At 66.7% G+C, this 13,661-nt stretch carries 12 protein-coding genes; 8 read left to right on the top strand and 4 right to left on the bottom strand.

Annotated features, from left to right (window positions below):
* Window positions 1–8: 8 nt before the first annotated feature.
* From U5798_RS03105 to U5798_RS03095, 3 genes are all read right to left on the bottom strand, one after another.
* Window positions 9–914, bottom strand: a complete 906-nt coding sequence (locus U5798_RS03105; protein ID WP_322081129.1) for a glycine betaine ABC transporter substrate-binding protein — start codon at window positions 912–914, stop codon at window positions 9–11.
* The gene (locus tag U5798_RS03100; protein WP_322081128.1) at window positions 911–1,627 is read right to left on the bottom strand and encodes an ABC transporter permease; all 717 of its coding nucleotides are present in this window, start codon (window positions 1,625–1,627) and stop codon (window positions 911–913) included. Before U5798_RS03100 ends, U5798_RS03105 begins: the two co-directional genes overlap by 4 nt.
* A gap of 547 nt (window positions 1,628–2,174) precedes the next feature.
* Window positions 2,175–3,269, bottom strand: a complete 1,095-nt coding sequence (locus tag U5798_RS03095) for an AraC family transcriptional regulator (protein WP_124448742.1) — start codon at window positions 3,267–3,269, stop codon at window positions 2,175–2,177.
* Window positions 3,270–3,521: 252 nt separating this feature from the next.
* On the opposite strand from U5798_RS03095, the gene U5798_RS03090 reads away from it, so the two are divergent.
* Genes U5798_RS03090 through U5798_RS03080 form a run of 3 tightly spaced genes read left to right on the top strand, consistent with a single transcriptional unit; the run spans window position 3,522 to window position 7,816 of the window.
* Window positions 3,522–4,913, top strand: a complete 1,392-nt coding sequence (locus U5798_RS03090; RefSeq protein WP_124448740.1) for an APC family permease — start codon at window positions 3,522–3,524, stop codon at window positions 4,911–4,913.
* 50 nt (window positions 4,914–4,963) lie between these two features.
* Window positions 4,964–6,361 (top strand): aspartate aminotransferase family protein, encoded by a 1,398-nt coding sequence (locus U5798_RS03085; protein ID WP_322081127.1) that lies wholly within the window; start codon window positions 4,964–4,966, stop codon window positions 6,359–6,361.
* A gap of 30 nt (window positions 6,362–6,391) precedes the next feature.
* Window positions 6,392–7,816, top strand: coding sequence for an aldehyde dehydrogenase family protein (locus U5798_RS03080; RefSeq protein WP_124448736.1), 1,425 nt, complete (start codon window positions 6,392–6,394; stop codon window positions 7,814–7,816).
* Window positions 7,817–7,933: 117 nt separating this feature from the next.
* Here U5798_RS03080 and U5798_RS03075 read toward each other — a convergent pair whose 3' ends face one another.
* Complete coding sequence (locus U5798_RS03075) at window positions 7,934–8,788, bottom strand: FadR/GntR family transcriptional regulator (RefSeq protein WP_124448734.1); 855 nt, start codon at window positions 8,786–8,788, stop codon at window positions 7,934–7,936.
* A 230-nt stretch (window positions 8,789–9,018) separates the two neighbouring features.
* On the opposite strand from U5798_RS03075, the gene U5798_RS03070 reads away from it, so the two are divergent.
* The 5 genes from U5798_RS03070 to U5798_RS03050 all read left to right on the top strand — a co-directional run bounded on the left by U5798_RS03070 (window position 9,019) and on the right by U5798_RS03050 (window position 13,660).
* Window positions 9,019–10,227 (top strand): ABC transporter substrate-binding protein, encoded by a 1,209-nt coding sequence (locus tag U5798_RS03070; protein WP_124448732.1) that lies wholly within the window; start codon window positions 9,019–9,021, stop codon window positions 10,225–10,227.
* 70 nt (window positions 10,228–10,297) lie between these two features.
* Window positions 10,298–11,158, top strand: coding sequence for a branched-chain amino acid ABC transporter permease (locus U5798_RS03065; RefSeq protein WP_124448730.1), 861 nt, complete (start codon window positions 10,298–10,300; stop codon window positions 11,156–11,158).
* Window positions 11,155–12,198: a branched-chain amino acid ABC transporter permease gene (locus U5798_RS03060; protein WP_322081126.1), complete on the top strand. Its 1,044-nt coding sequence runs from the start codon at window positions 11,155–11,157 to the stop codon at window positions 12,196–12,198. The genes U5798_RS03065 and U5798_RS03060 overlap by 4 nt, the downstream gene beginning before the upstream one ends.
* Window positions 12,195–12,962: an ABC transporter ATP-binding protein gene (locus tag U5798_RS03055; RefSeq protein ID WP_124448725.1), complete on the top strand. Its 768-nt coding sequence runs from the start codon at window positions 12,195–12,197 to the stop codon at window positions 12,960–12,962. The genes U5798_RS03060 and U5798_RS03055 overlap by 4 nt, the downstream gene beginning before the upstream one ends.
* Window positions 12,959–13,660: an ABC transporter ATP-binding protein gene (locus U5798_RS03050; protein WP_124448723.1), complete on the top strand. Its 702-nt coding sequence runs from the start codon at window positions 12,959–12,961 to the stop codon at window positions 13,658–13,660. The genes U5798_RS03055 and U5798_RS03050 overlap by 4 nt, the downstream gene beginning before the upstream one ends.
* Window position 13,661: the final 1 nt, after the last annotated feature.

Here is a 13,661-nt window from a genome sequence, read left to right as displayed (position 1 = left end):
GGTCTCCTTCAAGGTAGCGGATGCGTGCGCAGGAACGCGTCGGCGACGTCGCGCGGCGACTGGCCGTCGAGGTCGACGGCCTTGGCCATGGCCTGCATCACGTCGTTGTCGAGCGCGGCCGACAGCGCATTGAGCTGCGTCGCGAGTTTCGGATTGCGGTCGAGGGTGGCCTTGCGCACCACGGGTGTCGCGTTGTACGGCGGGAAGAAGTGCTTGTCGTCCTCGAGCGGCACGATGCCGAAGCCCTTCACGCGCCCGTCGGTCGTGTAGACGAGCCCGATCTTCAGCTGGTTGTTGTGCAGCGCCGTGTACACGAGCCCCGGGTCCATCTGCTTCAGCTGCGCGCGGCTGAACTGCATGCCGTACGCGGCCAGCAGCGGCTTCAGGCCGTCGGGGCGGTTCGCGAATTCCGCGTCCATGCCGAACACGTAATGCTTCGCGGCCGGGTCGGTCTTCAGGTGCTCGGCGAGCTGCGACACGGTACGGATGCCGGTAGCGTGAGCGAGCTGGCTCGGCAGGCCGATCGCGTAGGTGTCGTTGAGCGGCGACGCGTCGAGCCACACGAGCCCGCGCGGCACGTCGAGTGCCTTGACGCGCCGGTACATCGCTTCGGGCGAGAGCTTGTCCTGAATCTTGTTGTAGACGAGCGCGGCGGTGCCCGTGTAATCCCACATCAGGTCGAACTGGCCGTTCTCCAGCGCGCTGCGGGCGAGCGTGCTGCCGAGGCCCGAGCGGACTTCCACGTCGTAGCCGCGCGAGCGCAGGTACTGCGACGTGACTTCCGCGAGCACGTATTGCTCGGTGAAGTTCTTCGCACCGAGCACGAGCTTCGCGGCGAATGCCGGCGTGCCGGCCGCCATGCACAGCGCGACGGCGGCGCACAGGCGTGCGATCGATCGGAGGGAGCGCATCATGCTGCCCCTCCGTGGCGTGCGAGCCAGTGGCGGCTGCTGGCCGCGACGATGCCGTCCAGCGCGAGCGCGAGGATCGCGGTGAGCGACGCACCGAGCAGCAGCAGCGGCTGGTTGTCGAGGTAGATGCCGGGGAAGATCAGCGAGCCGAGGCTGTCCGCGCCGATCAGGTACGCGAGCGGCGCCGTTCCGACGTTGATCGCGAGCGCGGTGCGCACGCCGCCGACGATGATCGGCAATGCATTGGGCAATTCGACGCGAACCAGCGATTGCCAGCCCGTCATGCCGATGCCCTTGGCGGCTTCGCGCAGCGCGGCCGGCACGTTCTTCATGCCTTCGTATGCATTGCGCGTGATCGGCAGCAGCGACGCGAGAAACAGCGCGACGATCGCGGGCACGTCGCCGATGCCGAAGATGCCCAGCGCGATGGCCAGCACCGCGAGCGACGGGATCGTGTTGCCGATGTTGAAGACCTGCATGAAGCGCTCGGCCTGGTGCTGGAACCGTGGCCAGCTCAGCAGCACGCCGGCCGGTACGCCCACGGCGATCGCGAGCGTCATCGAGTAGACGACCAGCAGCATGTGCTGGCCCGCGTAGTAGGCGAGATCGTCCGCGCGCTGGCGGAACGTGTCGGCGCCGATACCGCGCGCCAGTGCCCAACCGACTGCGATGATGGCTACCAGGCTGCCCACCAGCTGGACAGTGCGTCGAGTCATGAAGATACGCCTCCTCAATCCGGTGCGGCACGCGCGCAGGCACGCGCCGCGATGACGCCGAATGGCGTCGCGATGGAAGTTCGTGATCCCGGCATGGCCGCGATTGAACTGACGGAAACAGTACTGCCGGCTGCACCGAGGTGCGGCTGGCGGTCGGGTGAACGCGATGCTGCGTTCGTCTGATTGTCAGGTTCGGCCCGGCGGCGCCGTAACGGCGAGGCGCGTTCGAGCAGGGCACCGTCCTGCGAAGACGGCATGGATGCGGGTGGCTTGACGCCAACCGCTGGGGCCGGTGGCCCCTGTGACGCGGCGAACGGATGCATGCGCAACAAAGTGCGAAATGACATCACGTTGCGTGCGAGATCATGCGTTTTGTGATGAAGTTGGGGCGAGTATAGAGCAATCGAACGATCGCGTCTACCTTGGGCAAGACACGCAATCTCGTCGCGGCATCGATATCGATGAAGTCGGCGGCCTCCGTGGAAATGATTCGAACTCCGAATTCATGGATGGCGAAATCGTTCCGAACCGGCTTGCGTGAGCGGTATTACATGTCGATGTCGGCGTCCGCGCGCGGCGTCTTGCCGGTCCAGCGCCGATACGCGTGACGGAAGCTGCGCGGCTCGCTGTAGCCGAGCCGTTCGGCGATCGCCGCGACCGTCAGCGAGTGGTCGTCGAGCAGCCGGACCGCTTCGTCGTGACGCACTTCGTCGAGCAGCGACTGGAACGTGATGCCGTCCTTGTCGAGCCGCCTGCGCAGCGTGCGTTCCGTCAGGTGCAGCGCATGCGCGAGCGACGTCATCGACTTGAAGCGCATGAGGTCGCGCGCCATCAGCTCCTTCGCGCGGTCGGCGAAGCGCGTGCCGACGGATGCGGCCCACTGCCGTTCGAGCACTTCGCACTGGCCGTGCAGCGCATTGAAGCTGACTTCGTTCGCGAGACGCGGCGTTTCCGTGCCGTTCACGGACGTGAACACGAGACGGTTGTCGGCCGCGTTGAATGTGACCGGACAACCGAAGTGGCGTGTGTAGTCGGCTGCATTGCGCGGCGTGCGGCGGGCGAGTTGCAGCTGCTCCGGCCACACCGGCTTGCCGACGAGATCGGACACGATCAGCCGCAGGCTCGACAGGCACATGTCGACCTGGAATACCTCGAGATCGGGTTCGCCGTTGTAGCGGCTGATGGTCACGCTCATGCCGTCCGCGTGCGCGTCGATGCGCACGTCGAAATACAGCCCCATGAACAGCGGAAACTGGCCCATGCAGCGGAACGCCTGCATCACGGAGCCGCTGATCAGCATCGCGTAGCCGGCGAGGCCGAGCGTCGACACGTGCAGCCGCGCACCGATCGACAGCCCGATCGACGGTACGCCGCTGCAGCGCAGCAGGTTGCGGAAGCAGCGCTGTTCCTGGCCGCGATTCACGTGCAGGTTCGGCGACGCGACTTCGTTCGCGCCGAGCCCGGTACCTTCGAGCAGCGCGGCGCCGTCGATGTGCCGCACGCGGCACTCGTCCAGCGCGACCGCGATCGCATGGACGGTGGCCGGAATATCCTCCTGGCGCCCGACCGGGCGTGCGAGGCCGAGCGACATGCGCAGACTGCGCTCGGCCCGGCTCTGGTTTCGTTGGGAGCGGCTGTCCATGGTGCCGATACGGTGACGTGGTCGCGTAGAACATAGCCGGAATGTCCGCAAAACGCCAGTGCGGCACAGCAGCATGCAGGACGCGGATCGTGCAGTGCGCGACATCGTGTCCGGAAATATCCCTCTATTACGTCCGCATTTCTCATTCGTTCTCGATTTTTTGGCGCACCACACTTTCTTCCAGCCGTGCCCCGCCGCCAGCGCCGGATGCACGCGTGTTGAGGTCATGGACGCCACCCACGTGAGGACAGCATGGACAACGACAGGCCCGGTCGAACCGCATTCGCCGCCGCGACGGATGACCTTGGCGCACCCGCACATCGAGGCGCTCCGTACGAACGCCGCAAGCCGCACCTGCTCGGCCCCTCGACGCTGGTGATCTTCGGCCTCGCGTACATGTTGCCGATGACGGTGTTCACGACCTACGGCCTCGTCACGAGCGAGACGAACGGGCATCTGACGGCCGCGTATGCGGTCACGCTGGTCGCGATGCTGTTCACCGCGCGCAGCTACGGCCACATGGCGCGGCTGATGCCGAGCGCCGGGTCCGCCTATACGTTCGCGAGCCGCAATTTCGGCACGTCGGCCGGCTTCATGGTCGGCTGGGCGTTGCTGATGGATTACCTGTTCATCCCGATGATCAGCTACCTCGCGATCGGCATCTACATGAAGCAGATTTTCCCCGGCGTGCCGGCCAGCGTATGGATCGTCGGCAGCATCGCGCTGATTACCGGGCTGAACATCGTCGGCATCCGCCTCGTCAATCGCGTGAACCTGATCCTGATCGCGAGCCAGCTCGTGTTCATCGCGATCTTCGTCGTTGCCGCGGCGCGCGTCGCCGCGGGCGAGGGGCTGTCGATGGCCGTCGCGTTGCCGTCGTCGGGCGATGCGCGCGCGATCTTCGCCGGCTCAGCGATCCTGTGCCTGTCGTTCCTCGGCTTCGATGCGGTCACCACCCTGTCGGAGGAGACGCGCGAGCCGCGGCGCACGGTGCCGCGCGCGATCCTGCTCTGCACGCTGGCGAGCGGCCTGCTGTTCATGCTGATCGCGTACGTCGGGCAAATAGTGTTTCCCGACTGGCGCGCGTTCAAGGATCTCGATTCGGCCAGCCTCGAACTGATGCGGCGCATTGGCGGCGGCACGCTGTCGGCGTTCTTCGTCGCGGTATACGTGGCCGGCTGTTTCGCGAGCGCGATGGCCGGCCAGGCGAGCGTGACGCGCGTGCTGTTCGCGATGGGCCGCGACCGCGTGCTGCCCGAATGCGTGTTCGGTCACCTGCATGCAAGGCTGCGCACGCCGGTGCGCGCGACGCTCGCGGTCGGCGTCGTGTCGCTGTCCGCGCTGTTCATCACGCTCGACCTCGCGTCGACGATGATCAGTTTCGGCGCACTCGTCGCGTTCGCGATCGTGAACCTGTGCGTGATGCGCAGCTATCTGGCTGGGCCCGAGCACCGTCATGTCGCGGGCTGGATCACGTTCGGCGTGATGCCGGCGATCGGCTTCGCGATGAACGTGTGGCTCTGGTCGGGGCTGTCGCGCCAGACGTTCTACGTCGGCATCGGCTGGCTCGTGCTCGGACTCGCCCAGCTCGCGTGGCTGACGCGCGGCTTCACGCGCCCGGCGCCGACGCTGTCGATGAATTGAACGACCGGCCGCGCGGTGCCGGTTCTGAAACCCTGAAGGAGGAGTGACCCATGAACGCTGTTGACGTCAATCTCGATGCGGACCTGCAGGCGCTCGGCAAGCGCCACCTGCTGATGCACTTCACGCATGCCGATGCGTACCGCGAGAACGCGCTGACCGTGTTCGACCGCGGCGAAGGCTGCTGGCTCGTCGATCGCAACGGCAAGCGCTATTTCGACGGGCTGGCGGGACTGTACTGCGTGCAGGTCGGCTACAGCCACGGCGCGGAGATCGGCGATGCGATCCGCGAGCAGATGGTGCGGCTGCCGTTCGCGACCAACTGGGGCTATGGCCACGAACCGGCGATCCGGCTCGCGCACCAGCTCGCGACGCTCGCACCCGAAGGCCTGAACCGCGTGTTCTTCACGTCGAGCGGCTCGGAGTCGAACGAAGCGGCGATCAAGCTGGTGCGCCAGTATCACCAGTCGCGTGGCGAGCCGCAGCGGCGCAAGTTCATCGCGCGGCGCGTCGCGTATCACGGCACGTCGTTCGGCGCGCTCGCGCTGAACGGGATGACGAACTTCCGCAAGCACTTCGAACCTTTGATGTCGGGCGTGCGGCACGTGGGCAACACGAAGCGCTACGGCCGCCCGGCGAACGAGACGGAAGCGCAGTTCACGCGCCACCTGCTCGACGAGATCGAATCGCTGATCGTGCAGGAAGGGCCGGACACGGTCGCCGCGATCGTCGTCGAGCCGTTGCAGAACGCGGGCGGCAGCCTGACGCCGCCGGCCGGCTACGCGGCGGGGCTGCGCGATATCTGCGACCGGCATGGCGTGCTGCTCGTCGCGGACGAGGTGATCTGCGGGTTCGGCCGGCTCGGTGAATATTTCGGGTCGGCGCGCTATGGACTGAAGCCGGACATCATCACGTTCGCGAAAGGCATTGCGTCGGGCTATGTGCCGCTCGGCGGCGTGATCGCGAGCGATGCGGTCGTCGACACCGTGCTCGACGGGCCGCAGCAGATGTTCCTGCACGGCGCGACGTACGGCGGCCATCCGGTCGCCTGCACGGCCGCGCTCGCGAACCTCGAGATCATGGCGCGCGAGCGCGTTCTCGAGAATGTTCGCGACAACGAAGCCGTATTCCGCCAGACGCTCGACGGGCTGCTCGAATTGCCGTGCGTCGGCGACGTGCGTGGCGACGGCTACCACTATTCGCTCGAGCTCGTGACCGACAAGGCCGCGCGTCGCTGGGCGGCCGGCATCGGCGCGCAGGCGTTCGTGTCGACGATGCTCGCGCCCGCGATCTTCGACGCGGGGCTGCTGTGCCGCGCGGGTATCGATCACGAAGGCACGCCGATCGTGCAGTTCTCGCCGCCGCTCGTGATGACGCGCGACGAGATCGTTTGGTTCGTCGCGCAGATCCGCGACATCCTCGTCGACACTTACGCGCGGGCGACGCGCTGAGCGCGGCGTCCCTCATTTCAGGAGTATTCGATGCGAACGTCACAACAGTCCTATATCGACGGCCAGTGGCTCGATCCGGCCGATGCACGATCGATCGACGTGATCGACCCGGCCACCGCGCAGCCGTATGCGCAGCTCAGGATCGGCGTCGCGGCCGACGTCGATCGCGCGGTCGACGCGGCGAAACGGGCCTTCGATACTTACTCGCGCTGGTCCGTGGCCGAGCGCGTCGCGTTGTTGAAGCGCGTGCTCGAGATCTACCAGCGCCGCTATGAAGAAGTCGCGCAGACGATCAGCCGCGAAATGGGTGCGCCGATCGCGTTTGCGCGCGCGGCGCAGGCCGCGGTGGGCACCGCGCACCTCGAGCAGACGATTCGTGCGCTGCAGTCGTTCCGCTTCAGCACGCAGGCCGATGGGCTGCTGGTGTCGCACGAGCCGATCGGCGTGTGTGCGCTGATCACGCCGTGGAACTGGCCGATCAACCAGATCGTGTGCAAGGTCGCGCCGGCCCTCGCCGCCGGCTGCACGATGGTGCTCAAGCCGAGCGAGATCGCGCCGTTCAGCGCGATCCTGTTCGCGGAGATCCTGCACGAGGCCGGCGTACCGCCCGGCGTGTTCAACCTCGTGCACGGCTACGGGCATGAAGTGGGCGACGCGCTGTCGCGACACCCGGATGTCGGCATGGTGTCGTTCACGGGTTCGACGCGCGCCGGTATCGAGGTCGCGAAGGCGGCCGCCGATACCGTCAAGCGCGTGCACCAGGAGCTCGGCAGCAAGAGCCCGAACCTGATCCTGCCCGATGCCGACATCGAGGACGCCGTCACGCGCGGCGTACGCAGTTGCTTCAGCAACAGCGGCCAGTCGTGCAATGCACCGACGCGCATGCTCGTGCATGTCGATCATCTGCCGCGGGCCGAGCAGGCGGCGCGGCGCGAAGCGGAACGCACCGTCGTCGGCGATCCGCATTCGACGGAAACCGGCATCGGGCCGGTGGTCAGCCGTACGCAGTTCGATCGCATCCAGCACTTCATCCGGCTCGGGATCGAGGAAGGCGCGACGCTCGTCGCCGGCGGCCCCGGCCGGCCGGAAGGGCTCGGCGACGGGTTCTACGTGCGCCCGACGGTGTTCTCGAACGTCACGCCGGACATGACGATCGCGACCGAAGAGATCTTCGGCCCGGTGCTGTCGATCATGACCTACCGGACCGAAGAAGAGGCCATCGCGCTCGCGAACGATTCGGTGTACGGGCTCGCGGCCTACGTGCAGTCGACTGATCTCGAGCGGGCGCGCCGGGTCGCGGCACGGCTGCGGGTCGGCAACGTGCACATCAACTATCCGGCGTGGAACCCGGCCGCGCCGTTCGGCGGTTACAAGCGTTCGGGCAACGGGCGCGAGTATGCGGAGTTCGGCCTCGTCGAATATCTGGAGACGAAGGGCACGACGGGGTACGCGTGAGCGGCGTGCGATGACGCGCTGATCGCCCCGGGGAACCGCGCGGCGAATGCGTTCCCGCCGGCAGCGGCGCCGCGCGCGGCGGTCGGCCTTGACCCCGCGCGCCGCCCATGCCGACGTTCAGCGGTCCTCCGGATCCACCGCGGCCGCATCGGATCCCGCAACGGAAGCGGCGGCGCGCCTGCGAATCTCGGAATCGAGGATCAACCGCCCGCGCAGCTTGCCTTTCATCCGCTTCACATGCTTGGGCGCCTCGGTCATGTGCTCGACCATCAGCGCACGGACGCGCTCGGTATCGCGCTCGCGCGCGGCCTGCAGGATCGCCTTGTGGATCGACACGTTCGCTTCGCCGAAGCGCTTGTGCTCGGCGAGCGGCGTATCGTTCCGGAATTCGATCAACTGCCGGATCATCTCGTTGATCAGTTCGCAGCTGAAGCGCAGGAACGGATTGGGATTCGCGGCCGCGAGGATGTCGTGGAACGTCGTGTCCTCCTGCCGCTGACGCAGCATGTGGCCGCGATCGTGCACGCCCGACGCGCCGTCGCAGCAAGCAATGTTCGATTCCAGGGCCGCGAAGTCGCGCTCCGTCAGGTGTGGTACCGCGCCGGCGGCCAGCTCGGGTTCGAGCAGCTTGCGCACCGTATAGATGTCGTCGATCGTCACGTCCTTGAAGAACAGGTAGTTCTGCAGGAGCTGAAGCGTGCGGTCGAGCGGCACCTCGACGACCATCCCGCCGCCCGACGGTCCTGTCGTGACCTTGATGAGCCCCTGCACCTCGAGCGACTTCAGCGCCTCGCGGATCGTGCTCTTGCTCACCGCGTAGAGCTGCTGCAGCTCGGCTTCGCGCGGCAGGCGGTCACCGGGTTTCAGGTCCTTCTCGGTAATCAGCCGCTTGATCTCCTCGGCGACGAGATCGGCGCGCTTCGGCTGCTTGATTTCGACCGCGAGGCCTGCCCTGGCTCGGTCCATGACCATCTTCAAGACTCCTTTGTGTGGCTGCGCGCCGCGTCATCGTCGACGACCGGTCCCGGCGCGGGTACGGAATTTTGCCTGATTGACACCAATTTTGATCAACTCTAGCATCAGGTTCATTCTATTTATCATGATAAATAGAATGAACCGGCGGCGCGCATCCTGGAATGGCGTGGGCACGGTTTGGCAGTCGGTCGTATCGCGTGTGTCCCCCCATCATGAGGAGCGTCAACTTGAATCGCCGAGAACTGTTGAAACTGGCCGCGCTGTCGGCCGTGCCGGGCGCGCTCGGCAGCATGTCGTCCCGTGTCGCGTTCGCGCAAGGCTCGTCCATCCAGCTTGCATGCCCGGTGCCGATGTCCGGGCCGTTCGCCGCGAACGGCAAGTACGCCGATCTCGGCATGCAGCTCGCCGTCAAGCAATACGGCACGGTGCTCGGCGCGCCGCTCGCGTATACGGCGCTCGACACCGAGGGCAAGCCGGCGACGGCCGTGCGGCGCGTGCAGGAAATCGCGCAGCAGAAGGGCGTGCGTTTCTTCGCGGGCGGCATCCTGTCGTCCGAATCGCTGGCGATGGGCAAGGAAGTGCAGAAGGCGGGCGGCGTGTTCATTACGACGGCCGGCGCGGACGAGATCACCGGCAAGGATTGCAACGCGGCGACCTTCCGCTGGTCGGTGCCGACCTTCGGCGCGATCGAGCAGACGGTGCGCCCGCTGATCCAGATGCTGCCGAAGGCGAAGCGCTGGTACACGATCACGCCGCAATACGTGTTCGGCGACGGCCTGCTGTCGGCCGCGAAGGCGGTCTTCAAGGAGAAGGGCATCGAGCACGTCGGCAACAGCTATCACTCGCTCGCCGAGAAGGAGTTCAGCGGCTACCTGACGAATGCGGCGGCCGCGCAGCCCGACGTGCTGCTGATCCTGAACTTCGGCTCGCAGTCGTCGGACACGCTGCGCCAGGCCGTCAGCTTCGGAATGAAGCGCAACTGCACGATCCTGCTCGCGTGGGCGTCGGGCCTCGAGCAGTTCGAGGCGCTCGGCCCGGACATCTGCGACGGCGTGTATTTCGGCGCGCAGTACTGGCACGGCATCGATTCGCCGCTGAACCGCGATCTCGTGAAGCGCGCGAACGCCGCATTCAAGGCAAACCCGAACTACAGCCTCGCGGGTTCGTACATCTGCTCGAAGATCCTGATCGACGCAATGGTGAAGGCCGGCAGCGCCGATCCGAAGAAGGTCGTCGCGGCGATGGAGGGGATGAAGTACGACGGCCTCACGGGGCCGGAGGAAATCCGCAAGGGCGACCACCAGGTGCTGAAGAACTACTACCTGCTGAAGGGCAAGCCGAAGGGCCGGATGAAGAACGCGGACGACTATGCCGACATCGTCAGCTCCGGCCAGTCGTTCCTGCCGCTCGACAAGACGGGCTGCAAGCTCGCGTGACGCCGTGCATGCGTTCGCGGCGCATCGCGCGCCGCGGGCGTCCGTTACCTTCCTTTCCGACACGGAAGCCATGAACGTCTATCTGCTGCAGATCGTCAACGGCATCGGCGTGGGCATGCTGTATTTCCTGCTCGCCGTCGGCCTGTCGATCGTGTTCGGCCTGCTGCGCTTCGTGAATTTCGCTCACGGCGCGTTCTATCTGCTCGGTGCGTACCTCTGCTACCAGGCGCTGCAATGGTCGGCGAATTTCTGGGTCGCGCTCGCGATCGTGCCGCTCGTCGTCGGCGCGTTCGCATGGATCGTCGAGAAGCTGGTGCTGCGTCACGTGTACGCGCAACAGCACGAATTCCACATCCTCGCGACGGTCGGCCTCGCGCTCGTGCTGCAGGAATGCGCGATTCTCGCGTGGGGGCCGCTCGGCGACAACGTGCCGCCGCCCGATGGGCTGAATGGCGTCGTGATCTGGGGCGCCTTCGTCTACCCGAAGTACCGGCTGTTCGTGATCGCATTCACGGCCGTCCTCGCCGCGTTGCTGTGGTGGGTACTCGAAGGCACGCGGCTCGGCAGCACGGTGCGCGCGGGCAGCGAGTCGACGGAAATGGTGTCGCTGCTCGGCATCAACGTGACGCGCGTGTTCAGTCTCGTGTTCGCACTCGGCGCGGCGACGGCCGCGCTGGCCGGCGTACTCGCCGCGCCGATCCGCGGCGTCGATCCGTTCATGGGCATCGAGGCGCTCGGCGTCGCATTCGTCGTGGTCGTCGTCGGCGGGATGGGGAATTTTCTCGGCGCGCTCGTCGGCGGGCTGCTGGTCGGCATCGTGCAGAGCCTGATGAGCACACTGTGGCCCGAAGGCGCGCGGCTGATGATTTATGTCGCGATGGCGGCCGTGCTGCTGCTGCGTCCGAACGGTTTGCTGGGGAGGGCCGCATGATCGATTCGTCGAAACCGATGCCGCCGGACGCGGCAGCGTCGCAACGCTCGCAGCCGTGGCGCGGCGTGCTGCAGCGGCCGGAAGGCTGGCTCGCGGTGGCGGCCGCGTGCGTGTTGCCGCTCGTGTTGAGTTCGGGCTCGCTCGCGACCGAAGTGCTGGTGTTCGCGCTCGCCGCGCTCGGCTGCAACCTGCTGCTCGGCTACACGGGGTTGTTGTCGTTCGGGCAGGGCATCTTCTTCGGGCTCGGCAGCTACGCGGCGGGGCTGGTGCTGACGCGCGGCGTCGCATCCGTGACGGCGGCGCTGGTCGCGGCCACGGTGCTCGGCGCCGCCGCGGCCGCACTCGTCGGCTGGTTCTCGATCCGGCAGCGCGGCACCTATTTCGTGATGCTGACGCTCGCATTCGGGCAGCTGTTCTACTTCCTCGCGTACACGACGCCGGATGTGACGGGCGGCGACAACGGTTTGCTCGACATTCCGCGCCCCGTGCTGTCCGCGTTCGGGCATCCGCTCGTCTCGCTCGATTCACCGTGGCGTTACTACGGCTTCGTCGCGGTGCTGTTCGTCGCGGTGTTCTGGCTACTGCTGCGCGTATCGCGCTCGGTGTTCGGCCGGACGCTGCTCGCGATCCGCGACAACGAGGCGCGCGCGGCGGCAACTGGCTACGACGTGAAACGCTTCAAGCTCGCCGCGTTCGTGATCTCGGGCGCGGTCACGGGCCTGGCGGGGGCGCTGCACGCGTTGATGACGGGCATCGCGCCGCTGTCGAACATCGACTATCACACGAGCGAAATGATTCTCGTGATGACGGTGATCGGCGGCACGGGCAACCTGTTCGCGTCGGTGCTCGGCGCGGCGTTCTACGTACTGTTCGCGGACTGGCTGTCGACGTTGTGGCCGCGCTGGCTGCTGCTGCTCGGCCTCGTGCTGATCGCGGTCAGCCTGTTCATGCAGCGCGGGTTGTGGGGGCTGGGCGAACGCATCGTGACGTCGCTGCGGCGTAGCGACGGCGCGGCGGGAACGGTCAAGGAGCGGCAATGAGCGAAGCGATTCTCGAAGCACGCGGCATCGTCAAACGTTACGGCAAGTTCACGGCGCTGGGCGGTGTCGATCTGCGCATCATGCCGCGCACCGTGCATTCGGTGATCGGCCCGAACGGCGCGGGCAAGACGACGCTGTTCCATACGCTGACGGGCACGCTGCCGATCACGTCGGGCTCGATCCTGTTCGATGGCCAGGACGTGTCGCACGAACCCGATCACAAGCGCGTGCGGCGCGGCATCGCACGCTCGTTCCAGGTGACGAGCCTGTTTCCGAACCTGAGCGTGCGCGAAAACCTGCGCGTCGCCGCACAGGGCGTCGAATCGCGGCGGGCGCTGAATCCGTGGACGCCGCCGCGCGGCGCGCTCGCGCATGACGGCATCGTCGACGACGTCCTCGAGCGGCTCGGCCTGCAACGCTTCGCCGACACGGCAGCGGGCGTGCTGTCGCATGGCCAGCAGCGCCGGCTCGAGGTCGGCATGGCGCTGGCGGCGCGGCCGCGCGCGATTTTTCTCGACGAGCCGACGTCGGGCATGGGCATCGACGATCTCGACGACATGAAGGCGCTGATCCGCGGCCTGCGCGACGACTACACGGTGGTGCTGATCGAACACAACATGGGCATCGTGATGGATATCTCGGACACGATCACGGTGATGCAGCAGGGGCGCGTGCTGGTGGAAGGCAAGCCCGACGCGATTCGCGGCGACGCGCGCGTGCGCAGTGCGTATCTCGGCAACATGATCACCGGAGGCCGCGCATGATGCTCGACGTGAAGGAGGTTCATGCGTGCTACGGCAAGAGCCACGTACTGCAGGGCATTTCGCTGAGCGTGAACGAAGGCGAGACGGTGACGCTGCTCGGCCGCAACGGCGCGGGCAAATCGACGACGCTGAAGACGATCGCGGGCGTCGTCCCGCCGACCGGCGGCACGGTGACGTTCGCGGGCCGGCCGGTGTCCGGGCAGCCGGCGCACCGAATCGCCGCGCAAGGGCTGTGCTTCGTGCCCGAGCATCGCGGGATCTTCCGGCTGCTGTCGGTCGAGGAAAACCTGCGGCTCGGCGCGCGTCGCGATTCGCCGTGGCAGCTCGACGACATCTACCGCATCTTTCCGCGCCTGAAGGAGCGCCGCCGCAACGGCGGCGCGCAGTTGTCGGGCGGCGAGCAGCAGATGCTCGCGATCGGCCGCGCGCTGATGAATCATCCGCGGCTGCTGATGCTCGACGAACCGGTCGAGGGGCTCGCGCCGGTGATCGTCGAGGAGATCGTCGAGCAGTTGAAGCGGATCAAGGCGGCCGGCGTCGCGATCCTGCTCGTCGAACAGAACCTCGAAGTGTGCACGCAGCTCGCGGATCGCCACTTCGTGATCGAGCAGGGCGTGATCGTCTACGAAGGCAGCAACGCGGCGTTCGCGGCCGATCATGACGTGAAGGACCGGTACCTGGGCGTCGGCGTCGCATGAG

This window comes from Burkholderia sp. BCC1972, from assembly GCF_905339605.1.
Lineage (GTDB): Bacteria > Pseudomonadota > Gammaproteobacteria > Burkholderiales > Burkholderiaceae > Burkholderia.
This window is presented reverse-complemented; position numbering and strand designations above follow the sequence as displayed.